Raw genomic sequence first — 21,346 nt, 5'->3', positions numbered from 1 at the left:
GGGCGTCCCCATGCTGTCCGTGCTGCGCAACCGCACCTACCGGCGCCTGTTCACCGCCCAGGTCGTCGCCCTCGCCGGCACCGGCCTCGCGACCGTGGCGCTGAGCCTCCTCGCCTACGACCTCGCGGGGACGAACGCCTCCGCCGTGCTCGGCACCGCCCTCGCGATCAAGATGGCCGCGTACGTCGGCATGGGCCCGGTCGTCGGCGCCCTCGCCGACCGGCTGCCCCGCCGGAACCTGCTCGTCGCCATGGACGTCGTACGGGCCGGGGTCGCCCTGTCCCTGCCGTTCGTCACCCAGGTGTGGCAGATCTACGTCCTGATCCTCCTGCTCCAGACCGCCTCCGCCGCCTTCACGCCGACCTTCCAGGCGACCATCCCCGACGTGCTGCCCGAGGAGCGCGACTACACGCGGGCGCTCTCCCTCTCGCGGCTCGCCTACGACCTGGAGAGCCTGCTCAGCCCGGTGCTCGCCGCCGCGCTGCTCACCGTCGTCCCGTACGACCGGCTCTTCACCGGCACCGCCGCCGGGTTCCTCGCCTCGGGCATCCTGGTCCGCGCGACCACCCTGCCCGCGCCCACGCCCGCCGCACGCGCGGGGGGACTCCGCGCCAGAGCGGCCTTCGGTACGCGGCTCCTCCTCGGCACCCCGCGCCTGCGGGCCCTGCTCGCCCTGGACGTCGCGGTGGCGGCGGCGGGCGCGACGGTGCTCGTCAACACGGTGGTCCTGGTCCGCGACACCCTCGGCCGCACCCCCGGAGACGTCCCGCTCGCCCTCGGCGCGTACGGGGCGGGCTCGATGGCGGTCGCGCTCCTGCTCCCGCGGGCGCTCGACCGCCGGCCCGCCGGCCGGCCTGCCCCGGGGGGTGAACGGGCGCTCATGCTGCGCGCCGCCTTCGTCCTGGCCGGGGCCCTCGGGCTGTTCGCGTTCGGGCTCGCGCTGCCGCCGGGGGACTGGGCCTGGCCCGGGCTGCTCGCGGTCTGGCTGCTGCTCGGCGCGGCGACGTCGGCGATCCTGACGCCCGGCGGCAGGCTGCTGCGCCGCTCCGCCCGGAGCGCCGACCTGCCGGCCGCCTTCGCCGCCCGGTTCTCCCTCTCGCACGCCTGCTGGCTGCTCACCTATCCCCTCGCCGGCGGGCTCGCCGCGCGGGCCGGACTCATGGCCTCGGCGGCCGTACTCGCCGGGATCGCCCTGCTCGGCGCCCTGGCCGCCACCCGCCTGTGGCCCCGTACGGACCCGGCCACGCTGGCACACGTCCACCCCGAACTCCCCGCCGGCCACCCCCATCTCGTGGAGGCGGGCGGCGGCGGTCGCCACGCGCACGACTTCCACATCGACGAACTGCACCGCCGCTGGCCGCGCGGGGAGGCCGCGTAGCGCCTATCGAGGGAGGCGCATCTCCAGGCCGTCGAGGACGACGTTCAGGCCGTAGGCGAACTTCTCGTCGCGGATGGCGACGGGGTCGACGACCGCGTGGACGGCGGAGTCGGCGTACGCCTCGGTGAGGTGGTCGTGGCCGGCCGCGGCCTGCTGGGCGGCGGGCATCAGGCGGGCGATGAAGTCGGCCTCGCTCTCGCCGGAGCGGGCGACCGTGGTGAGCCAGGCGGCCTCCGTCGTGCTCATCCCGATGACGTACGAGAGGAGCGTGTCGATCGCCCGGCTCGGCTCCGGGAACCCGGCCGCCGTGAACAGGGCGGCGAGCCGCTCCGAGTACGCCATCAGGTTCGGGCCCAGGTAGGCGAGGCCCGCCTGGCCGAGGACGGACGAGAGCCAGGGGTGGCGCAGGGCCGTCGCGCGGAAGGATTCCGAGGCCTCGGTCGCGGCGGCGCGCCAGCCGGCTCCGCCGCGGGCGGCTTCGGCCGGAGGGACGGCGATCTCGGCGGCGACCTCGTCCACGGCGAGCTCCATGAGCTCGTCCTTGGTCGCGACATGGCGGTAGAGGGAGGCGGCGCCGGCGTGGAGGCGGGCGCCGAGCTTGCGCATGCTGAGCGCCTCGATGCCGTCGGCGTCCAGCATGACGATCGCCTCGCGGACGATCGCGGTCCGGCTGAGGGCGGGCTGATCGGGTGCGGACTGCTGTCGCGTCCATACGGACGGGACGGGGTTCGCCTTGGTGGCCATGGGACGGGTCCTCCTTCGCGGCGTACGGCGTTCGCATCCAGCGTACAGGTGCAAGAGGTTGCGAACACTGTGCGCGTCTGCGTACAGTGTTCGCACCGAAGGAAAACGGCACGAGAAGAAGACGAAAGTCGAGGGGGAAGTCCCATGGAAAACCGCAACCCACGCCGCTGGTGGATCCTGGTCGTGCTGTGCCTCAGCACCCTGGTCCTGGTGGTCGACAGCATGGCGCTGACCGTCGCGGTCCCCTCGATGACCGAGGACATCGGCGCGAGCGCCCAGGACATCCAGTGGATCCTGGACTCCTACATCCTGGTCTTCGCGGGACTCCTCCTCACCTCCGGAAGCCTCGGAGACCGGTTCGGCCGACGGAAGATCATGATCTTCGGTCTGCTGCTCTTCGGCGCGGCATCACTGGCCGCGACCTTCTGCACCAGCCCCGGCGAGGTCATCGCCGCGCGGATCACGATGGGTGTCGGCGGCGCGCTGATCATGCCCTCCACGCTCTCCATCCTCATCACCGTCTTCGACGAGGACGAGCGGCCCAAGGCGATGGCGGCCTGGGGCTCCGTGTCGATGCTCGGCCTCGTCGGCAGCCCGGTCCTCGGCGGCGTCCTGATCGACCGGTTCTCCTGGCAGTCGATCTTCTTCATCAACGTCCCGGTCGTCGTCCTCGCCGTCGTCGCCGCCCTCACCCTCATGCCGGAGTCGAAGGGCCCCTGGCAGAAGCCCGACCCGCTCGGCGCGATCCTCTCCGCCGTCGGCATGACCGCGCTGATCTGGTGGATCATCGAGATCCCGCAGCACGGCGCCTTCGAGGGCCGCTCGCTCGTCACCCTGGCCGTCGCGGTCGTCTCCCTCGTCGGCTTCGTGATCTGGGAGAACGTCACCCCCGAGCCGATGGTGCCGCTGGTCCTCTTCAAGAACCGCAACTTCAGCGGCGGTTCGCTCTCGCTGACCCTCGTGCAGATCGGCAACGGCGGCCTGCTCCTCGTCCTCACCCAGTACCTGCAGTTCGTCCTCGGCTACTCGCCGGTCAAGGCGGGTCTCGCCTTCGTCCCGCTCGCCGTCGCCGCCCTCATCGGCAACGGCGCCGGAGCCGGACTCGCCGCCAAGGTCGGCAACCGCGTCCTGGTCCTGGCGGGCATGCTCGTCATGGCCGGCTCCTTCGCCCTGCTGACCACGGTCGACGCCGCCTCCGGCTTCACCGTCCCGGCCATCGCCCTGGGCCTGCTCGGCCTCGGCGCCGGCCTCGCGATGCCGGCCGCCGTCGGCGCCCTGATGAGCACCATCCCCGAGGAGAAGGCGGGCGTCGGCTCCGCCCTGAACGACACCATCCAGCAGGCCGGCACCGCGCTCGGCATCGCGATCCTCGGCTCGCTCCTCACCAGCACCTTCTCCCGTGAGATGCCGGCTGACGCCTCCGAGGGGGCCAAGCAGTCGATCGGCGGGGCGCTGGCCGCCGCCAAGGGCGACCCCGCGATGATCGAATCGGCCCGCGAGGCCTTCACCACCTCGATGTCCACCACCTTCACGATCAGCGCGATCGGCGTCCTCGCGGCGGCCGCCCTCGCCACCCTGGTCATGCGGGACGGCAAGAAGGCCGCCCCCGGAGACGAGGCGGACGCGGCGGACGCGGCAGACGCGTCGGGCACGGAGGGCACGGAGAAGTCCGAGCTCGTCGCCTGAACCCAGCCCCACACCGGGAGCCGGTGTCCCCTTCGGGGGGCACCGGCTCCCGCCGTACGCGCATGCCGTACGCGAAAAGCTTCCGCGAACACCCGCGTCCACCCGCCCCGGCCTGGCACGCTTTCGTCCGTGACCTATGTCGTAACCGTGGAAATACGCATTCCGGAGGGTGCTCCGGAGCTGGACGGGCTCCACCGCGTGGGAGCCTCCGCGCTGCTGGAACAGGGCTTCGCGTCGGTGGCCGGTATCGAAGGCGCCGACGGCATGGAGATGGACCTCTTCGACGTCGCCGTGGCGGTCCATCCGGGCGGGGCGATCCTGAGGGTGATGGTCGCGGCACCGTCGCTGGAGTTCGCCGAGGAGGCGGTCGGCTCCGTCAGCGAGGAAGTCCTGGAACGTTCGGAGCTGCTGGCCGAGTGGACGGTCGAGAGCAGCGAGGTGCAGCTGCACACCGACGCGGCGCGCGAGAGCCTCGAAGCCGCCGACGGGCCCGGCGCCCCGCCCAGCGACCCGCAGGCGCGCCGGGCCCACCACACGGCGAAGCCCGACACCGCCGACGAGGCGGAGGGGGAGGCGCAGGACCACGAAGCCGCGTTCCGCGCCCTCGCGACCCGCCTGCGCTCCTTCACCCCGGCGACCTTCGGTGTCCCGGACGAGGCGCCTGACACGGTGGCGGGGGAGGAGGAGTCGGCGGACGGGTCCGTCGGCGTCACTCCCGAGAGCGCCGAACTGGCCGCCGGTTCCCTGGTGTACGGCGCCGAGGTCCTCATCGACGAGCTGTACGACGACGTCCAGGCCCTCGCCGAGGAGGACACCACCGTCGCCGAGTGCCAGGGGCACCTGTGGCACCTCGACCAACTGCCCTCGCGCCACGCCCCGCAGTACGACGAACTCTTCGCGCGCCGCTTCCTGGTGACCGCGATCGCCCTCACCACCCGGTTCACCGACGGCAGCTTCCGGCGGCTCGGCTGCCTCGCCGAGGAGCTCGTCCTGAAGCTCCTCCTCGAACAGGCCCACGTCACCCTCGACCTGCACGGACTCCTGGACGACGAGGTCGCGGCCGCCCTGGGGCGCTTCGCCGGGGAGGTCTACGAGGACATGGACTTCGCGTGGCTCCAGAGCGAGGGGGCGAACGGCGCCGGGGACGGCGGCGTGGCGGCGCTCGGCTTCGGCACGTGGTTCACGCCGTTCGACGACGCGCGGTACGTGCACCCGTACGCGCTGGACGAGACGCCGGAGACCGGCGTCCCCGACACGGCGGAGAGCTGAGCCGGGCGCCACCGGGCACAATGCGCTCATGGTGCAGTCCTTCCTACCCGTACTCGAACGCATCGGCGAGGAGATCGAGAGCCTCGCCGGCCGGGGCCGCCCCGCCGACTACATCCCGGCCCTCGCCGCCGTCGACGCGAGCCGCTTCGGCATGGCCGTGGCGGAGCTCGACGGCTCGGTGTACGGGGTGGGGGAGTGGCAGCAGCCCTTCTCCACCCAGTCCGTCACCAAGGTCTTCACCCTCGCGCTCGACCTCGCCCGGGAAGGCGACAGCCTCTGGGAGCACGTCGGCCGCGAACCCTCCGGCAACCCCTTCAACTCGCTCGTCCAGCTGGAGTACGAGCACGGCATCCCCCGCAACCCGTTCATCAACGCCGGCGCCCTCGTCGTCACCGACCGCCTGCAACGGATGACCGGCGACGCATCCGGCTGTGTCCTCGACTTCCTGCGCGCCGAGTCCGCCAACCCGGACCTCGACTTCAACCGGGACGTGGTCGCCTCGGAGACCGCCCACGGCGACCGCAACGCGGCCCTCGCCCACTTCATGGCCTCGTACGGCAACATCACCACGCCCGTCCCGACCCTGCTCCGCGAGTACTTCCGGCAGTGCTCGATCGAGGCGTCCTGCGCCGACCTCGCCGTCGCCACCGGCTTCCTCGCCCGGCACGGCATCCGCGCCGACGGCACCCGCCTGCTCACCCGCAGCCAGGCCAAGCAGGTCAACGCCGTGATGATGACCTGTGGCACCTACGACGCGGCGGGCGACTTCGCCCTCCGGGTGGGGCTCCCCGGCAAGAGCGGGGTGGGCGGCGCCATCATTGCCGTCGTCCCCGGCCGCTGCACCCTCTGCGTCTGGAGCCCCGGCCTCGACGAGCGCGGCAACTCGGTCGCCGGCGTCGCCGCCCTGGACCGTTTCACCACCATCACGGGCCTCTCCGTCTTCTGAGGGGAAGCGTCACTGCGTCACTGACCTGCGGCGTACCGGTCGTAGGCTACGAGTGAGGGGTACGGGAACGGCGGGAGGGCGGCGGCATGACGGACCGGAGCGAGGGCGAGAGCGCGGCGGAGCCCTCGCCGCGCAGACGCGGCCAGGGAAAGCTGGAGGCGCACGTCCTCTCCGTGCTCAAGGGCGCCGCCGAACCGGTGCCCGTGGCGTGGGTGCAGGAGCGCCTCGGCGGCGACCTCGCGTACACCACAGTGATCACGATCCTGACCCGGCTCCACGGCAAGGGCGCCGTCGAGCGCGAGCGGGCGGGGCGCTCCTTCGTCTGGACCGCTGTGGCCGACGAGGCGGGGCTCGCCGCGCTGCGGATGCGCAAGGTGCTGGACGCCGAGGCGGACCGTCAGGCCGTGCTCGCCAGTTTCGTCACCGCGCTCTCCCCGAACGACGAGCTGCTCCTGCGCGCACTCCTCGCCGAAGGGCCCGGTGAGTCCGGTGAGTCCGGTCAGCCAGGTGAGTCCGGTGAGTCCGGTCAGCCTGGTCAGCCCCGGCTCTCCGAGCGGGACCGGTAGCGGCAGTCATGGGAGTCTTCGTCTTCCTTCCGCTCGTCCTTCCGCTCACCGCCTGGCCCATCGCCCGCCTCGCCGAGAGCCGGCTCCATCCCCGCACCGCGACGAGGCTCCTGTCCGCCGTCGCCGGCGTCCTCGCCGTGTGCAGCACCCTGTGTCTCGTCCTGCTCATGATCGTCGGCACGGCCCAACTGCCCGGCAACCCGCTGCCCGACGCCTGGTCGGACCCCGAGGTACGCGCGGCCCTGCCGTACGACGAGGTGGCCGGCCGGGCGGCGATCCCGGCCCTGCTCGCCGTCCTCGTCTCGTGCGGCGCGGCGGCCCGGCGCCAGGTGCGGGCACGCCGACGGGCCGAGGGCGCGCTCGCCGGTCTGCCCCGGACCTCCGTGACCGTCCTGCCGGACGCCGCCCCCTACGCGTACGCGCTGCCGGGCCGTCGGCGTGGCCGGGTCGTCGTCAGCACCGGCATGCTCGCCGCGCTCACCTCCCGCGAACGCAGGGCCCTCTTCGCCCACGAGCGGGCCCATCTGGCGGGGCGTCACCACCGGCACCTCCTGGCGGTCCATCTCGCGGCCCGCGCCCACCCGTTCCTGCGCCCGCTCCGTACCGCCGTCGCGTACACCGCCGAACGCTGGGCCGACGAGGAGGCCGCGGCGGCGGTCGGCAGCCGCCGCTGCGTGGCCCGCGCGATCGGCACGGCCGCCCTGCTGGCCCCGCCCTCGACCACCGCGCTGCTCCCCGCGGTCACCGGCGCCGGGCCGGTGCCCCGCCGGGTCGCGGCCCTGCTGCGACCGGCCCCGGCGGGGCGCGCCTGGCCCTCGCTCTTCACCGCCGTCGGGTTCGCGGCCTGGGGCGCGGCCTTCGGCGCGACGGTGTCGGCCCTGTCCTCGGCGAACTCGGCCGTCACCCTCTTCCTCGTCCTGCGGGCGGCCACCCCGATGTAGCGGCCGGCCTCCGGGCGGCCGGGGTCCCTTCTAGAGGTCGAACTCGTGCGGCGGCAGTCCGAGGGTGAAGCACGCCTCGCGGACGACGGCCTGCTCGGTCTTGTCGAAGTCGCCGTCGGCGCCGCCGATGACGATGCCTATCTGGATGACGGCGCGGGCCTCGGCGGGCTTCTTCTTCGCCTTGGCGATCTCCTGGAGCACGCTGACCCTGCCGAAGTCGAAGTCGGCCGTCAGCTTGTTCAGGTTCTCGTCGAACCGGCGCTGGAGGTCGGCCGCGTCGAAGTTCTGCAGCACCTCGTTGGTCGAGATGAGCTGCGCGACCCGGCGGCGCTCCGCCGGATCGATCGTCCCGTCGGCGGCGGCCACGAGCGCGCACATCGCCATGCCGGCATCCCGGAAAGCGCCGCTCTTCAGGTCGTTCTTCCGCGCCTCCAGCTGGGTCTGCATCGTCGATGCGGATTCCTTGATGCGGTCCCACAGGGCCATGTTCCGTCACTCCAGACGTCGTCGATTGCTTCTACGCTTCTGTAGAACGTGGCGGTGCCCGGGAAGGTTCCCGGGCACCGCGGCCGATATGACGGGGGGTCGGAACAGCCCCGGTCAGGCGAGGGCGGGCGCCCGGGGGAATCGCCTGGCCGGCGGGGTGGGGCCGGCCGGGGGCGTCTGCGGGGCCGCGTCCTCCTCGCCGCGGAGGAGGGCGATCAGGGAGGCCCGGGCGCGGGCCACGCGGGAGCGGACCGTGCCCACCGGACAGCCGATGGCCTCGGCGGCCTCGGCGTAGGGCAGGCCCAGGAGTTGGGTGAGGACGAAGGCGTCCTTCCGCTCGGCCGGAATGGCCGCCAGGAGCTCCGCGAGCGCGATGCCGTCCTCGAAGCCGGGAAGCCCCCGGGGCTGGGTGTGTTCGGCCTCCGCCTGCCAGTCGTCGCGGTCGGAGAGACGGGGGCGGGCGGCCGCGTGCCGCAGGCTGTCGACCACGGTCCGCCGGGCTATGGACAGCAGCCACGTACGGGCCGACGAACGCCCCTGGAAGCGGGGCAGCGCGGCGAGCGCGCGGAGGAAGACCTCCTGGGTGAGGTCGTCGGCCGCCTGGCGGTCGGCGCTGAGGTAGGCCACATAGCGCCAGACATCGCGGTGCAGGGCACGGACGAACAGGTCGGCCTTGGCCGGATCGCCGTCCCGGGCCGCCAGCGCGAGCCGGGTCGTCACCGCGTCGGCGGCCGACGAGCGCGCGGAGCGGGGTGAGGTGCTCGATACGTCGAGGAGGGTTTCGTGGGCAGCGGTCATCGCCACAAGTCCTTACGAGGCAAGGGGAACCCGGCGGCGCGCGGACGGCGGCACCGGTGACTGGTACGGCCCGCCGGAACGGCATGGCCGATGCCCGAGCGGCGGACGCCTGTCCGTCGCGCTCGGGGAGCCGGCTGTCAGAGGACAGCGAGTGCCTGTGGAGGACCTCGGGAGACGACGGAACGGGCGAGCAGGAGCCGCCGGGGCGCACGCTCGTCACCCGCGCGGACCGGCCGGACGCGGGGCACGTCCCGCGGTACGGGAACGACCGCCGTGAACAGCAGCCGCAGGGGCCGGAAAAGCCCCATCGGCAGGGCGCGCAGCAGGCGGAACACGGCCCGCTCCCCGTACGCCATCCACAGCCCGCTCAGGAGCGCGGCCAGCAGGTGCGCCGACAGCATGCCCAGGGAGGACGACGACATCTCCGCCATGGCCGCCATGTCTGTCATGTCGTGGGCGGCGGGCGGCTCGGCGGTCCCGTGCCCCATGCCCCCGTGCCCCATGCCCGCGTGGGACATGGCCGCGTGGGACATGGCGGCATGGGACGTGGCCGGGTCGGCGTGAGCCATGGAAGGGTCAGTGGCGACCGGCGATTGGGTCCAGGAGAACACCGTGTGCAGCAGGCCCTGGACGGCGATGGTCGCCGCCGTCACGGCGAACAGCCCGCGTTCGCGCCCCGCAAGGATCCAGGCGAACGAAACGGTACCCGCGAACGCGAGGGTCATCGCCCAACCGGGCACCCCCTGACCCGACATGACGATGTGTCCGGTGGCCGCGAGCAGCACACAGACGGCCGCGAAGATCGCGGCCCGCGCTCCTCGGGAACATCGGCCTGGTGTCATGGCGCGCCCATCCTCGCACCCCCTCCGGCGGCTCGCGGACCGGTACGGCTGTCTGCTGTCGGCTCATGACTACGGGACTGTGGCGCGCCCCACAAGAGCGCCTCGGGAACTTCCTGCACTGCCGCGACGACTCCTTGGGTGCCCGCACGGTGCGAGAGAAGGGACAGTCGGTGAGGACCGCGCTGCTGACGACCGCCATGGCCTTCTCGATGATGCAGCTCTTCCTCATCGGGGCGCTCGGCCCGCGCCTCGTCGACGACCTCGGCGTCTCGGCGACCGTCCTGGGCCTCACCACCACGGTCGGGTTCGGCACGGCCGCCGTCCTCTCGCCCGTCGGCGGCCGGATCGTGGACCGGGTCGGACCCCGGCGCGCGCTCGTGACGCTGCTCGCCGTCTCGGCCGTGGCCCTCGGGCTGATCGGCGCGGCCCCCGGGCCCGCCCTGCTCCTTGCGGCCGTCGCGCTCGGCGGCCTGCCCCAGGCGCTCGCCAACCCGGCGACCAACAAGGCCATCCTGGCCGCCGTCCCGGCCTCGAAGCGGGGCGCGGTGACCGGCGCCAAGCAGTCCGGCGTCCAGCTGGGTGCCTTCGTGGCCGGGCTGCCGCTCGCGGCCGCGGCCGGTCTCGTCGGCTGGCGGGGCGCGGTGGCGCTGGCCGCCGGGGCGGCGCTCCTCGCGGCGGTGTGGGCGTGGCGCACGCTCCCGGCCGACGCACCGCCCGCGCCGGCGTCGATGCCGAGGCCGGATGCTCGTACGTCGCCCGCGCCGCCCGCGCCGCCCGCGTCGTCCGGCCGGCACGTGCCCTGGCTCGCCGCCTTCTCGCTCTTCCTCGGCGCGGGCATCGCCTCCGTCAACACCTACCTCGCCCTCTTCGGCGCCCGGCACCTCGGCCTCGGCCCGACCGTGGCGGGCGCGCTCGTCGCCGTCCTCGGCGTCGCCGGGATCGCCGGCCGGGTCGGCTGGTCCCGGGCCGCCACACCGGGCCGGGCGCCGTGGTTCCCGGGCCTGCTCGCGGGCGGGGCCGTCGCCGCCGCCGTGCTCCTCGCCCTGGCCGTCCGCGTCGAACTCCTCGTCTGGGTGGCGGCCGTGGCGGTGGGCGTCTTCGCCGTCTCCGGCAACGCGGTCTCGATGGTCCTGGTGATGCAGCGCTCCGCGCCCGGCCGCGCCGGGCAGGACTCGGCGCTGGTCGCCGCCGGGTTCTTCGCCGGATTCGCCGTCGGGCCCCCGCTGTTCGGACTGCTCGCGGAGCGGGGCCGGTACGGCCAGGGGTGGTTCCTGGTCGCGGCGGAGTTCGCCGTCGCGGCGGCCGTCGCCCTCGCCTGGGCGCTGCGGGACCGCCGTACGAGAACAGGCGCCTCGGCATGACCGGCGACGGCTGGGCCGAGGACGCCCTCCACCTCCTCCTCCAGCGGGTCACCGTGACCGCCGAGCAGGTGGGCGGTCGCTTCCCCCTGTACGCGGACCCGGCCGACGGCCGCTGGACCACCACCGGGCGGGGGTCGTGGACCGGGGGTTTCTGGGCAGGACTCCTCTGGCTGCGCGCCCGGCACACCGGCCTCCCCGCGCACCGCTCGGCGGCAGCTGCCGCCACCGCCGCGCTCGCCCCCTGGGCCGAGGCCGACACCGCGACCCGAGGGCTCATCCTCTGGTACGGCACAGCCCTGGCCGACGGGGACGCGGCGGCCGGCGCCCTGCGCGACCGCGCCGCGCGGGCCGCCCTCGAAGCCAGGGACCCGGTGCTCGACCTCATCCCGTGGGGCGCGGCGCTCGGCGGCCCCCGGCTGCGGGCGCGTGCGGACGGCGTGCCCGGCCTCGTCCCCCTGCTGGCGTCCGCCGGACCCGAGGGCCGGGCGGCGGCCGCCGCGCACCTGCACCGCCACCTCGACCTGTGCCTGCCCCGCGAGGACACCGGGAGACCCACCCCGGCCTGGCGCTGGGACGAGGTCACGGGCTGGGCCGCCGAGCCCGATCCGGCGCCCGGCTGGACCCGGGGCGAGGCATGGGTCCTCCTGTCCGTCGCGGACGCCTTCTCGCTCGCCCCGGCTACGGGTGTGCTGCCTGCGGCCACCGAACTGCTCCTCGCCCGCTGCGAGTTCCTCACCGGGCCGCTCGTCCCGCCCGCCGACGCCTCCTGCCCCGACGGCCCGCTGGACACCTCCGCCGCCGCCATCACGGCCGTCGCCCTGCTGAAGCTCGCCCGCGTCCCCGGGGCTCCGTGGGCGTCCGCGTGCGCGGCCCGCGCGCGGGCGGTCCTGCACCGGCTGGCACACGCCCATCTCACCGGGCCGGACGGTCCCCGCCCGCCCGGCATGCTCGTCGACGGCTGCTACGACGCCCCCGGCGGTACGGCCGTCCGGCACGAACTCGTGTGGGGCGACTTCTTCCTGGCCCTCGGCCTGGCCGCACTCCTCGGCCGCGCCGACCTCACGCGGGTGTGACCGCAGAGCCCTCACGGCTGCGCAGGACGCGCCGGGCGACGGAGGAGACGTGCAACTCGTCGGGACCGTCGAGTATCCGGGCGGTCCGCCCCGTGCGGAACAGTGCGGGGAGCGGGGTGTCCGGACCCAGCCCCGCGGCGCCGAAGACCTGGACGGCGCGGTCGGCGACGTCCTGGAGCGTGCGGGCCGCCGCCGTCTTCGCGAGCCCCACCTCCACGTGCGCGTCACACCCTTCCGCGACCAGGGCCAGCGCCTCGTGCACGAGCGGCCGCGTGGTCCGCAGGGCCAGGAGCGCCTCGAAGACGTGCTGCTGGACGAGCTGCCGGTCCGCGAGCCGCCCCCGGGCGCCCTGCCGTGCGACGGCCCGCCCGCACAGCAGGTCGAAGGCCCGCTGGGCCTGACCGACCCAGCGCAACGCCCGCAGCGTGCGCCCCAGTTGGAGGCGTTCGCCCGCGACGGCCAGGGCCCGGCCGGCCTCGCCGACGAGCTGGTCCTCGTCGACGTCGACGTGGTCGAACGCGATCTCGTACTGTCCGGCCGAGCCGAGCACGGGCAGCTCGCGCACGACCCGGAAGCCGGGGGAGGTGGTGGGCACGAGGAACAGGGACAGGCCGTCGCGGTCCCCGGCCGCTCCGCTCGTGCGGGCGAGGACGGTGACGAGGGCGGCGTCGCCGGCCTGCGACACGAACCACTTGCGCCCCGTGACGCGCCAGCCGCCACCCGGCCGCGGCTCCGCCCGCGTCGCGGTGAGCGCCGGCTCGGTGCCGGGTGTGTCCGGCTCCGTCATCGCGTAACAGGTGCGGAGGTCACCGGAGACCAGGCCGGGGAGGCAGTCCGCGCGCACCCGGCCGGAACCGTGCCGGGACAGCATCGTCACGTCGAGCAGCGGCGCGGACCCCAGGGCGGCGGGGCCGTGGTCGCTCGCTCCTTCGGCCTCGGCGAGCGAGGCGTAGTCGAGCAACGGGATGCCACCACCGCCCAGTTCGTACGGGAGTGGCAGTGCCCACAGGCCGGCCTCGCGAGCCTCCGCCCGCAGGCGCCGCCGCAGGTCGCCGGCGACCGGCCCGCCGGCGTCGAGCCCGGACTCGCACGGGAACACCCGGTCGCGGACGAAGGCGGTCACCCGCTCCCGCAGCGGCTCGACATCCGCTACGTCATGATCCGTCACCGTTTTCCTCCATCTCGGGAACTCGACAGAACACGCGTCCGACTGTCTGTCCGTGGAAGTGGTCGGGCGCATCGGCCCGCCGGTTCCCGCAACCGTGACGGAAGAGAGGAGAGGCATGGCGCCCCCATCGACCACGACCTCCACCACGTATACGTCGGTACGCCGCCCGCTCGAAGCGCTGCGCTTCGGCATCGAGGGGCCGCCGGCCCTGACCCGGGTCGTGGCCGACCACCTGCGGCGGCTCGGCGCGCGGGCGAGTGACGGGGACGCCGGGGAGATCGTCCTCGGCGGCGGCGGTTTCGCGCCCGTCACGGCCCGCACCGCCTGGGGCGAGCTCGGCTCCGGCATCGAGGACGAGGCCACCGCCCAGGCCGCCACCGGCGTGATGGCCGTGCACGGCCGCCGTCACGGGGCCCCACGCGGCCTCGGCGTCGACTACCTCGCGACCGCCACCGGCGTGCTCACGGTCCAGGGCCTGCTCGCCGCCCTCATCGGCCAGGCGCGGGGCGGTATGGGGAGCCGCATCCCGGTGTCGCACGTGCGTACGACGGCCGACCGCGCGGGCCTGCTCGCCGTGTCCCAGTACCTGGCCGCCGCCGGGGCCGACGAGCAGGAGTCGGTCGAACTCGCCCCGGGCGGACCGCCGTTCACCTCAGCCGACGGTGTCCTCTTCGAGCTGGAGACGCTCGACCCGGGTGCGTGGGCGGCGTTCTGGCGTGTCCTGGACGCGCCCGCCGGGCCGATACGGGCGGGCTGGCGCCCCTTCCAGTTCCGGTACGCCACCGCCTGCGCCCCCTTCCCCGCCGAGCTGCACGACGTGACCCGGCACCACACGTGGGAGCGGATCCGGCGGGCGGCCGGGCAGTCCGGGGCCGAGGTGTGCCGCGTACGCACGCTCGCCGAGCGGGCAGGGGAGGCGGGGGAGCCCGCGGAGGGCGCCGACGCCGACCCGTGGACCCTGACCCCGCTGCGGCCGGGGAACGCCCCCGTCGTCATGCCTCCCGCGCCGGGCCGGCCGCTGGCCGGGCTGACCGTCCTCGAAGCGGGCCGCCGCATCCAAGCACCGCTCGCCGCCCATCTGTTGGGGCTCCTCGGGGCGCGCGTCATCCGCGTCGAACCGCCGGGCGGCGACCCGCTGCGCGGGATGCCGCCCGCCTGCGGCGGGATCTCCGCCCGCTGGCTCGCGCTCAACCGGGGCAAGGAAGCCGTCGAGATCGACATCAAGGCGTCCGGCGACCGGCGCCGCCTGCGCGAACTCGCCGCCGGGGCCGACGTGTTCCTGCACAACTGGGCTCCCGGCAAGGCCGCCGAGCTGCGGCTCGACGCCGAGCACCTCGCCGACGCCAACCCGTCCCTCGTGTACGCGTACACCGGCGGCTGGGCCGGCCGGCCGGCCGACGCCCCCATGGGCACCGACTTCATGGTGCAGGCCCGTACGGCCGTGGGGGACGCGGTCCACCCGGCCGGCGAGCCTCCCGCGCCGTCCCTCATGACGCTGCTCGACGTCCTGGGCGGTCTGCACGGCGCCGAGGCGGTGCTCGCCGGCCTCCTTCTGCGCGAGCGCACCGGCCACGGCGTACGGGTGGAGTCGTCCCTGCTCGGCGCCGCCGACACCCTCCTCGCCCCCGCCCTGGGCGCGGCCGCCACCGGATCCGACCCCCGGCGCCCCGCCGGCTTCCGGCACCCGCTGCCGACCGCCGACGGCTGGATCGCCCCGAGCGACACCTGCGCGGCGGCCGCCGCCGCGTACGACCTGAGCGGGATGTGCACGGAGGACGCCCTCGACCAGCTGCGTTCCCACGGACTGACGGCCACCGGGGTCACCACCGATCTGACCGGCCTCTCCCACGACCCGCGCCTCTCCGGCTCGATCAGCCGGGACGCGCACGGTGCACCAGCCGTTCCCGACCCCTGGAGCCTCGCGTGACCGTCGCCCTGAACGATCTGCTCCCCGCCTCGCTCCGCCGCTCCTGGGCGGCGGACGGCACATGCCCCGACCTGGACGTCTACAGCCTGTACCGGGCGCGTCGGATCGCCGACCCGCACCGCACGGCGCTCGTCGACGCCAAGGGCCCGCTCTGCTACACCGCGCTCGACCGCAAGGCCCGATGTCTGGCCGAGGGCCTGCGCGGGCTCGGCATCGGCCTCGGGGACGTCGTCGCCGTCCAGCTCCCCGACCGGCGCGACGCCGTCGTCGTCGACCTGGCCCTCGCCGCGCTCGGAGCGGTGGCCCTGCCCTTCCCCGTCGGCCGCGGCGCCGCGGAGGCCGCCTGCCTGCTGCGCCGGGCCGAGGCCGTGGCGGTCGTCGCAGCCACGGCACACCGGGGCCGGACGCCCGCGGCCGACCTCGTCGCCCTCGCCCCGGGTGGCCTGCCGACCGTCCGGCACGTGATCGCCGCGGGCCCCGGCACCGCACCCGAGGGAACGATTAGGCTCGCGGCCCTCCTGCGTACGGACCCCACCGGATTCGTCCCGGCCCGCCCCGACCCCGACAGCGCGGCCCGCATCCTCGTCTCCTCCGGCTCGGAGGCGGAGCCGAAGATGGTCGCGTACTCGCACAACGCCCTGGCCGGTGGCCGGGGCAACTTCCTCGCCTCCCTCATGCCCGACGGAGCCCCGCCCCGCGCGCTCTTCCTCGTCCCCCTGGCCTCGGCCTTCGGCTCCAACGGCACGGCCGTCACCCTCGCCCGGCACGGCGGCACCCTCGTCCTCCTCGACCACTTCACACCCGAGGCCGCCCTCGCCGCCGTACGCGACCACGCCCCCACCCACGTCCTCGGCGTCCCCACCATGGTCCGGATGATGCTGGAGGCGCTGGAGCACACGGACGGCCCGCTGCCCGCGCCCACCGCGCTCGTCGTGGGCGGCGCCCCTCTCGACGAGGTCACCGCCGCGGCGGCCGCCGAGGCGTTCGGCTGCCCCGTCGTCAACCTGTACGGGTCGGCCGACGGCGTCAACTGCCACACCGGACTGGGCCGTTCCGTGCCGCCCACCGCCCGCTCCGGCGTCGTCGCGGGCCGGCCCGACCCCCGGGTGGCGGAGATCCGCATCGCCGACCCCGACACCCACGAGCCCCTGCCCGACGGGCGGATCGGCGAGATCGTCTCCCGTGGCCCCATGACCCCGCTCTGCTACGTGGCCTCCCCGGACCTCGACGCCCGCTACCGCACCTCCGAGGGCTGGGTCCGCACCGGCGACCTCGGCCTCCTCGACGAGGAGGGCGTCCTCCACGTCGTGGGCCGCCTCAAGGACGTGGTGATCCGCGGCGGCGCGAACATCAGCCCGGCCGAGGTCGAGCGCGCACTCGTCGCCCACCCGGGGGTGAGGGACGTGGTGTGCGTGGGCGTCCCCGACCCGCTGATGGGGGAGCGGCTCGCCGCCTGCCTGGTGACCAAGGGCGGGCGGGTGCCGAGCCTGGCCGAGCTGGGCACGTACCTGACCGGACGCGGGCTCGACCGGCACAAGCATCCCGAGCACCTGCTCGTCCTGCCCGAACTGCCGCTCACCGCCGCGGGGAAGCCGGACCGCACGGCCCTGCGGGACCGGATCGCGGAGGAGCGGGCCACCACCCTCGTCAGGGCGTGACGGCACGGACGGAGGAGAGCCGCGCGGGTCGGCTCTCCTCCGTACCGGTCAGACCCCGCCCATCGCCTTCTTCAGCTCGGCCGCCGCATCCCGGTACACCTTGAGCAAGTCCAGGTCCTCGCCCGGGTAGTTCACGATCCCGACCTGCTTCGCGCCCGAGTCCGGCAGCACCGTGCCCGTCGACATGTGCGCGTTGTCGAGGACGAGCGCGGGCTTCTTCGCCGAGAGGGAGGCCAGTTGGGCGGGGGTGACCGGCTCGGGGCCGTACGTCCCCACCGTCGTGGCCCCGGCGAGGCCCGCCGCCCACGCGGTGAAGACCTGACTGACGACCGAGGGCCTCTTCCCGTCCGGCCAGGCGGCCTTGAGCTCGCCGTTCAGCTTCGCCACCTCGTCGTCGAGGCGGGTCTTCCACCGCGAGGCCGTGTCCTTCGTGCCGAACAGGCCGCCCAGCCGGGCGACTTCGGCTCCGGCCTTGGCCGGGTCGTTGTCGAGGTTCACCTCGACGAGCTTCGCCTTCGAGCCCGCCGCCTCCTTGATCTTCGCCGCGTACGGCTCGAAGGGCGCGTACAGCACGAAGTCGGCCTTCGCGACGGCCGCCAGGTCCGAGGGCTTCGGGTCGTAGTCCGGCGCGTGGTGCACCGACCGCGGCACGATCACCGTGACGTCCTCGGCCCCGGCGGCCTTGGCGAAGGCCCCCTCCCAGGTGGTCGTCACGACCACGACGGGCTTGCGGCCGGCGGCCTTCTGATCCGGCGCGGGGGTGGATTCGGTGCCGCATCCGGTGGCGAGGGGCAGCGCCGCGCTCAGTGCGAGGACGGAAACGAGACGGGTGGTACGGACGCGGTTGCGCGCCATGAGCGGTTTCTCCGTTCGGGAATGAGGTGCGCGGCGAGGACGACCGCCCCCGCCGTCAGGACGAGGACCGGGCCCGGAGGCCAGTCCAGCCACAGGGCCAGCAGGAAGCCCGTCAGATTGACCGCGACGCCGATGCCGACCGCCCACACGGTGATCGACCACAGCGAGCGGCCCAGCCGGCGCGCGGCCAGCGCGGGCAGCAGGGTCAGGGCGTCGACGAGGAGGGCGCCGGTCAGCTTGATGGCCCCGGCGACCGACACCGCGACGAGGACGAGGAGCGCCGTGGTGAGGAAGCGGACCGGTACGCCCGAGCAGTGGGCGAGCTCCCGGTCGTACAGCAGCAGCGCCACCTCGCGGCGCCGCCACCAGAACAGGGACGGCACGACCACGGCGAGGACACCCAGGACCACGAGGTCGGGGGTGCCGACCGAGAGGATCGACCCCCACAGCAGGGCGAACGCCCCGGAGGCGTTGACCCCGGAGACGGCGAGGACGAGCAGCGCGGCGGCGATCGCCAGGCTCATCAGCAGGCCCATCGCCCCCGAGAGCCCGTCCGGCGTCCGTGCCAGCGGAGCGATCCCCGCTCCCGACAGGGCGCACGCGACGAGCGCGCACAGCATCGGATCGAGCCCGGTCAGCAGCCCCACCGCGATACCGAGGAGCGCCACGTGCATCATCGCGAACCGCACCGGCATGATGTCGAGCCCCACGATGACGACGCCGATGACCGGCAGGCCGACGGCCGCGAGGAGCAGGGCGAGCCCGGCCCGCTGCACCGGTACGAGCTGGAGCACGGCGCCGAGGTCGGCGGTCGCGAGCGCGTTCACCGCACCTCCCGCAGCCGGCCGGCGGCCATCTCCAGGACCCGGTCGCACCGCGCGGCGAGCGCCCGGTCGTGGGTCACGACGACGAGCGTGACGGGCAGCGCCGTCAGCACGCCGGCCGCCTCCTCCTGGCCGCCGAAGTCGAGGGCGGCGGTCGGCTCGTCGGCCAGGAGTACCTGCGCTCCGGCCGCCACACAGCCGATCGCCCGTGCCAGGTACATGCGTTGCAGCTGCCCGCCGGACAGGGTGTCCACGGGCCTCCCGGTCAGCGCGCCGACGCCCAGCAGCTCCGCGGCTGCGGCCGCCTCGGCCGCCGCCCCGCTGCTCGCGAGGAGTTCGTCCCCGCGCAGCGGGAACCGACCGGCGACCGGCTTCTGCGGGATCCACGCACAGGACCGGCGCCGCCACGCCCAGTCGGCGGCCGACCGGGCCTCGCGGCCGCCGACCTCGATCGTGCCGCTCGTCCGCCGGTGCAGCCCGAGGACGGCGCGGAGCAGCGTCGTCTTCCCGGAGCCGTTCGTCCCGGTCAGCGCGACGCGTTCACCGGCGGCGATCTCCAGGTCGACGCCCGTGACCGCCTCGGCGCGGCCGTGCCGGCAGGCGACTCCGCGCATGCGTAGGTCGAGTCCGCCCATCCTCTGCCCTTCGACGATCCTGCACGATCTGCACCGATGTGGTCAGGAAGTCGGACGAGAGGCGGGCTGGGTTCCCGCCGCCGGCGGGAAAGACGTCGGACGACTCGGCCGACGTCAGCCGGCGTCAGTCGACGTCAGCCGACGTGGACGCGCGGGCGGCGGTCCCGGTCCGGTTCCGCTTCCCGGAGGACCTCGCGGGTGACCGGGGCGACCTCGCCCTGGCCGAGGAGGAAGAAGCGGAGGAAGTTGGCGAACGGATTGCCCTCGGTCCACTCGAAGTAGATGTGCGGGCGGGTGCCGGTGGTGTCCCGGGCGTGGAGGAGGAGGGCGGCGAGGCCGTTGGGGATGGAGGAGGACTCGATGGTGAGGACGCGGTAGCGCCCGTGCAGGACCTCGCCCCGTACGGTCAGACCGGCCTCGAACTCGGACGGGTCGGTGACCGTCACCTCGACGAAGACGAAGTCCTCGGAGGTCGGGATGTCGTTGTCGGCGCGGATCTGCTCGATCTTCTCGCGGTACTCGGCGATGTCGCGGCGGTCGGGTTCGTTGGCGATGAACCGGGGCGTGCGGTGGGAGATGTCGCGGACGAACCGCTCGGCCAGCTCGTCCAGCTCGACGTGCGTGACGCGCAGCTCGAAGGCGCGGCCGAGGCGGGAGAGGAGGGAGATGAGGATGATGCCGGCGATGAAGCAGGCACCGATCTTCACGCCGTCGGGGCGCTCGATCACGTTCAGGACGGTGGTGTAGAGGAAGACGGCGGAGATGACGCCGAAACCGATCGTCCAGCCGCGCTGACGGGCCTTGCGCGCAGCGATGGTCACGGCGATGGCGGCCGAGCAGATCAGGACGAGGACACCGGTGGCGTACGCGCCGCCCTGGGCGTCGACGTCGGCGTCGAAGATCCACGTGACCAGGAACGCGACCAGGGTGAAGACGATGACCATGGGGCGCACGGCCCGCGCCCAGTGCGGGGCCATGCCGTACTTGGGCAGGTAGCGGGGCATCAGGTTGAGCAGACCGGCCATGGCCGAGGCACCGGCGAACCACAGGATGGCGATGGTCGAGGCGTCGTAGACCGTGCCGAAGGTGTTGCCGAGGTACTCGTGGGCGAGGTAGGCGAGCGCGCGGCCGTTGGCGTCGCCGCCGGACTCGAACTCCTCGTGGGGGATGAGGACGGTGGTGATGAAGCTCGTACTGATCAGGAAGACGCTCATGATCAGCGCGGCCGTCGTCAGGAGCTTCTTGGTGTCCCGGATGCGGCCGGCGGGGTGGGCCTCGGTGTCACCCGGGTCGCCCTTGACGTGCGGCATGACGGCGACACCGGTCTCGAAGCCCGACAGGCCGAGCGCGAGCTTGGGGAAGACGAGCAGGGCGACGCCGATCATCGCGAACACGTTGCCGTGTTCGGCGGTCAGCGCGGCGCTCCAGTCCGTCACCACGTGCCCCTCGGTGATCACGTGCCACAGGCCGGTGACGACCACCACGGCGTTGAGCGCGAGATAGACCCCGACGAGGGCGACGGCGACCCCGATCGCCTCCAGGAAGCCCTTGAGGAACACCGCGCCGAGCAGGGCGATCAGAACGAGCGTGATGACCATCTGCTTGCTGTGCAGCGCCTCTTCGAGGTGCGGGTTCTCCACCAGGTGGGTGGAGGCGTCCGCCGCGGAGAGCGTGATGGTGATGAGGAAGTCCGTCGCGGCGAAGCCCAGCAGGGTGAGGACGAACAGCTTGCCCTTCCAGAAGGACAGCAGCCGCGACAGCATCGCGATCGACCCCTCGCCGCGCGGGCTCTCCTCGGCGACCCGGCGGTAGACGGGCAGGGCGCCGGCGAGGGTCACGACGACGAGGACGACGGTCGCGATGGGGGAGAGGAGACCGGCCGCGAGGGCGGCGATGCCGGGCTGATATCCGAGTGTCGAGAAGTAGTCGACACCGGTCAGACACATCACCCGCCACCAGCGCTGCCCCGCGTGCCCGCTGTCCGGCGCCGCCTCCTTGGGCCGGGAAGGCTTGCCCTTCCCCATGTCGGAGAGGCCCTCCAGCATCCACGCGCGCAATCGTCCGGTGCGCGTGTCGTTCGTGGTGGCCATGGGGGTGCTCCTGGGGTGCTGCTCGATGAGGGGGGATTTCCGGCCATCGCACGGATGGCCGAGCCAGCGTATGCACGGGGTGTGCGACGGGCCTGGGCG

General features: G+C 74.1%; 19 protein-coding genes. 10 read left to right on the top strand and 9 right to left on the bottom strand.

Annotated elements, in window-relative coordinates; all coding sequences use genetic code 11:
* Window positions 1-10: 10 nt before the first annotated feature.
* Window positions 11-1,378 carry an MFS transporter gene (locus tag OG357_RS08325; protein WP_329620544.1) on the top strand — a complete coding sequence of 456 codons (1,368 nt, stop codon included), beginning with the start codon at window positions 11-13 and terminating at the stop codon, window positions 1,376-1,378.
* 3 nt (window positions 1,379-1,381) lie between these two features.
* On the opposite strand, the gene OG357_RS08320 is transcribed toward OG357_RS08325, so the two are convergent.
* Window positions 1,382-2,122 (bottom strand): TetR/AcrR family transcriptional regulator C-terminal domain-containing protein, encoded by a 741-nt coding sequence (locus tag OG357_RS08320; RefSeq protein WP_329620543.1) that lies wholly within the window; start codon window positions 2,120-2,122, stop codon window positions 1,382-1,384.
* Between the two features lie 144 nt (window positions 2,123-2,266).
* Here OG357_RS08320 and OG357_RS08315 point away from each other — a divergent pair, with 144 nt between their 5' ends.
* The 5 genes from OG357_RS08315 (at window position 2,267) to OG357_RS08295 (ending at window position 7,530) form a co-directional block, all read left to right on the top strand.
* On the top strand, window positions 2,267-3,808 hold the full coding sequence (locus tag OG357_RS08315; protein WP_329620542.1) for an MFS transporter: 1,542 nt from the start codon (window positions 2,267-2,269) through the stop codon (window positions 3,806-3,808).
* 147 nt (window positions 3,809-3,955) lie between these two features.
* Window positions 3,956-5,077 carry a hypothetical protein gene (locus OG357_RS08310; RefSeq protein ID WP_329620541.1) on the top strand — a complete coding sequence of 374 codons (1,122 nt, stop codon included), beginning with the start codon at window positions 3,956-3,958 and terminating at the stop codon, window positions 5,075-5,077.
* A 28-nt stretch (window positions 5,078-5,105) separates the two neighbouring features.
* Window positions 5,106-6,023 carry a glutaminase gene (locus OG357_RS08305; RefSeq protein WP_329620540.1) on the top strand — a complete coding sequence of 306 codons (918 nt, stop codon included), beginning with the start codon at window positions 5,106-5,108 and terminating at the stop codon, window positions 6,021-6,023.
* A gap of 86 nt (window positions 6,024-6,109) precedes the next feature.
* Window positions 6,110-6,589: a BlaI/MecI/CopY family transcriptional regulator gene (locus OG357_RS08300; protein ID WP_329620539.1), complete on the top strand. Its 480-nt coding sequence runs from the start codon at window positions 6,110-6,112 to the stop codon at window positions 6,587-6,589.
* Between the two features lie 8 nt (window positions 6,590-6,597).
* Window positions 6,598-7,530: a M56 family metallopeptidase gene (locus OG357_RS08295; protein WP_329620538.1), complete on the top strand. Its 933-nt coding sequence runs from the start codon at window positions 6,598-6,600 to the stop codon at window positions 7,528-7,530.
* 30 nt (window positions 7,531-7,560) lie between these two features.
* Here the strand turns inward: OG357_RS08295 and OG357_RS08290 are convergent, their stop codons facing one another.
* The 3 genes from OG357_RS08290 to OG357_RS08280 all read right to left on the bottom strand — a co-directional run bounded on the left by OG357_RS08290 (window position 7,561) and on the right by OG357_RS08280 (window position 9,656).
* Entirely contained in the window at window positions 7,561-8,016 is a 456-nt protein-coding gene (locus tag OG357_RS08290) for a tellurite resistance TerB family protein (RefSeq protein WP_329620537.1), read from the bottom strand.
* A gap of 114 nt (window positions 8,017-8,130) precedes the next feature.
* Window positions 8,131-8,814 carry a sigma-70 family RNA polymerase sigma factor gene (locus OG357_RS08285; RefSeq protein ID WP_329620536.1) on the bottom strand — a complete coding sequence of 228 codons (684 nt, stop codon included), beginning with the start codon at window positions 8,812-8,814 and terminating at the stop codon, window positions 8,131-8,133.
* A gap of 137 nt (window positions 8,815-8,951) precedes the next feature.
* Complete coding sequence (locus tag OG357_RS08280) at window positions 8,952-9,656, bottom strand: hypothetical protein (RefSeq protein WP_329620535.1); 705 nt, start codon at window positions 9,654-9,656, stop codon at window positions 8,952-8,954.
* Window positions 9,657-9,853: 197 nt separating this feature from the next.
* Here OG357_RS08280 and OG357_RS08275 point away from each other — a divergent pair, with 197 nt between their 5' ends.
* The gene (locus OG357_RS08275; RefSeq protein WP_329625522.1) at window positions 9,854-11,017 is read left to right on the top strand and encodes an MFS transporter; all 1,164 of its coding nucleotides are present in this window, start codon (window positions 9,854-9,856) and stop codon (window positions 11,015-11,017) included.
* Window positions 11,014-12,090, top strand: a complete 1,077-nt coding sequence (locus tag OG357_RS08270) for a sugar ABC transporter permease (RefSeq protein ID WP_329620534.1) — start codon at window positions 11,014-11,016, stop codon at window positions 12,088-12,090. Before OG357_RS08275 ends, OG357_RS08270 begins: the two co-directional genes overlap by 4 nt.
* Here the strand turns inward: OG357_RS08270 and OG357_RS08265 are convergent.
* Window positions 12,077-13,258 carry an acyl-CoA dehydrogenase family protein gene (locus OG357_RS08265; RefSeq protein ID WP_329620533.1) on the bottom strand — a complete coding sequence of 394 codons (1,182 nt, stop codon included), beginning with the start codon at window positions 13,256-13,258 and terminating at the stop codon, window positions 12,077-12,079. The two genes, OG357_RS08270 and OG357_RS08265, sit on opposite strands and share 14 nt — an antisense overlap.
* 115 nt (window positions 13,259-13,373) lie before the next feature.
* On the opposite strand from OG357_RS08265, the gene OG357_RS08260 reads away from it, so the two are divergent.
* On the top strand, window positions 13,374-15,185 hold the full coding sequence (locus OG357_RS08260; protein WP_329620532.1) for a CoA transferase: 1,812 nt from the start codon (window positions 13,374-13,376) through the stop codon (window positions 15,183-15,185).
* A complete protein-coding gene (locus tag OG357_RS08255; RefSeq protein ID WP_329620531.1) occupies window positions 15,182-16,843 on the top strand; it encodes a class I adenylate-forming enzyme family protein in 1,662 nt (553 codons plus the stop codon). The genes OG357_RS08260 and OG357_RS08255 overlap by 4 nt, the downstream gene beginning before the upstream one ends.
* Before the next feature lie 48 nt (window positions 16,844-16,891).
* Here the strand turns inward: OG357_RS08255 and OG357_RS08250 are convergent, their stop codons facing one another.
* The 4 genes from OG357_RS08250 to OG357_RS08235 form a co-directional block, all read right to left on the bottom strand.
* On the bottom strand, window positions 16,892-17,698 hold the full coding sequence (locus OG357_RS08250) for a metal ABC transporter solute-binding protein, Zn/Mn family (protein ID WP_329620530.1): 807 nt from the start codon (window positions 17,696-17,698) through the stop codon (window positions 16,892-16,894).
* Complete coding sequence (locus OG357_RS08245; protein ID WP_329620529.1) at window positions 17,647-18,525, bottom strand: metal ABC transporter permease; 879 nt, start codon at window positions 18,523-18,525, stop codon at window positions 17,647-17,649. The genes OG357_RS08250 and OG357_RS08245 overlap by 52 nt, the downstream gene beginning before the upstream one ends.
* Window positions 18,522-19,157, bottom strand: coding sequence for an ABC transporter ATP-binding protein (locus OG357_RS08240; RefSeq protein ID WP_329620528.1), 636 nt, complete (start codon window positions 19,155-19,157; stop codon window positions 18,522-18,524). Before OG357_RS08240 ends, OG357_RS08245 begins: the two co-directional genes overlap by 4 nt.
* A gap of 134 nt (window positions 19,158-19,291) precedes the next feature.
* Window positions 19,292-21,247 carry an amino acid transporter gene (locus OG357_RS08235; protein ID WP_329620527.1) on the bottom strand — a complete coding sequence of 652 codons (1,956 nt, stop codon included), beginning with the start codon at window positions 21,245-21,247 and terminating at the stop codon, window positions 19,292-19,294.
* Between the last annotated feature and the right edge of the window lie 99 nt (window positions 21,248-21,346).

The sequence above is a fragment of the Streptomyces sp. NBC_01255 genome (assembly GCF_036226445.1).
GTDB lineage: Bacteria > Actinomycetota > Actinomycetes > Streptomycetales > Streptomycetaceae > Streptomyces.
This window is presented reverse-complemented; position numbering and strand designations above follow the sequence as displayed.